This is a genomic window from Streptomyces sp. NPDC055966, assembly GCF_042269865.1.
Lineage (GTDB): Bacteria > Actinomycetota > Actinomycetes > Streptomycetales > Streptomycetaceae > Streptomyces.
Map to the genome: position 1 here is coordinate 1 of NZ_JBHJYK010000085.1, position 1,618 is coordinate 1,618.

2 protein-coding genes are annotated in these 1,618 nt (G+C 74.6%); one reads left to right on the plus strand and one right to left on the minus strand.

Annotated elements, in window-relative coordinates:
• The coding region (locus tag ACFC8N_RS48875; RefSeq protein ID WP_376296104.1) for an NAD(P)H-binding protein at positions 1-406 on the minus strand (406 nt) is incomplete at its 3' end.
• Between the two features lie 202 nt (positions 407-608).
• Here ACFC8N_RS48875 and ACFC8N_RS48880 point away from each other — a divergent pair.
• The coding region (locus ACFC8N_RS48880) for a bifunctional phosphatase PAP2/diacylglycerol kinase family protein (RefSeq protein WP_376296105.1) at positions 609-1,618 on the plus strand (1,010 nt) is incomplete at its 3' end.

A 1,618-nucleotide genomic window follows, 5' to 3' on the forward strand; every position in this document is an offset into this window, starting at 1 on the left:
GAACCCCTTCCGGGGTCAGTCCGCCGAGGTAGACGAGGCGGCGGACGTGGGCCCGACGGGCCTGCTCGCCGAAGACGCGGGCCGCGTCACGGTCGGTCCGTTCGAAGTCGCGCCCGGTGCCGAGGGCGTGCACCAGGTAGTAGGCCACGTCCACGCCGTCCATCGCCCGTGCCACCGACGCGGCGTCGAGGACGTCGCCCCGGACGACCTCCACCCGGTCGGCCCACGGATGGTCGCGCAGCTTGCGCGGTGTGCGCGCCAGGCAGCGCACCCGGTACCCGGCGTGAAGCAGCTCGGGCACGAGCCGACCGCCGATGTAGCCGCTCGCGCCGGTCACCAGACAGGTCAGTGGCTCGTGAGTCGTCGCCCCGTCGCCGGTCGTCGTCGTGGTCGCCTCGTCCGCCACCGGTACCGTCCCTGCTCCTCGCTCGTGCGCCGCACCTTGCTTTCCCGGACTTCTACAGTGTTGACCGTCCAGCGGAACGCGCCTCGTACTCGCGCTGATCGGGTGACGTCAGCGGCTGCGGGCACCGCCGGGCGAGAGGACCGACCGGAACGACCGGGCCGGCCCAAGGCATCACCCCGCACCCAGCGGGCACGTTGATCACATGGTGCCCCGTCCTCAGTACACCGCACGCACGCTGCTCACCCTGCTCACGCGGCCGCCCGCTGCGCGGGGCAGGGCCGACTCCTTCCACGGGCCGCTCCGGACACTGCTGGCCCGTGCCGACCGCCGCGTCTTCGAGGAGGTCGCCGCCCGCCACTGGCCACTCGCCGAGAAGGTGCTGCCCCGGCTGAGCCGCAGCGCCGACCACGGGCTGCTGTGGTTCGGTGTCGCGGCCGGAATGGCCACACTAGGCGGGCGGCCTCGGCGACGGGCCGCCGTCCGCGCCGTCGCGTCACTGGCCGTGGCCTCGGCCACCGTGAACACCCTCGCCAAACGGTCGGCGCGGCGCCCCCGTCCGCCGCTGGACGGTGTACCGGCGGTGCGGCACCTCGCCCGTCTCCCCTTCACCACTTCGTTTCCCTCCGGTCATGCGGCCTCGGCCGCGGCCTTCGCCGTCGGCGCCGGCCTGGAGTCCCGCCGCTGGGGCGTTGCCCTGGCCCCACTGGCCTGGTCGGTGGCCTTCTCTCGCATCTACACCGGAGTGCACTACCCCGGCGACGTACTGGCGGGGGCGGCCCTCGGGGTGGGTGCGGCGTACGCCGTGCGCGGTATTGCCCCGACCAGGGAGCAGCTGGGCCCGCAGGCCCGACCGCGCGCCGAGGCACCGGCTCTGCCCGCCGGGCGCGGACTGGTGGTCGTGGCCAACAGCGCGGCAGGCACCGGGGGCGAGGCGCTGCGGCAGGCACGCGCCGCACTGCCGGAGGCGGAGTTCGTCACTGCGAGGCCGGACGCTTCGCTGGAGGAGCTGTTCGACCAGGCCGCCGGACGCGCCACCGCACTGGGGGTGATCGGCGGCGACGGCACGGTGAACGCGGCCGTCACCGCGGCCGTACGGCACAGGCTGCCGCTGGCGGTCCTGCCCGGCGGGACGCTGAACCACTTCGCCTACGACCTCGACCTGCACTCGGTCGAGGACGCGGCCGAGGCCGTCACCGGCGGACACGCGGTGAG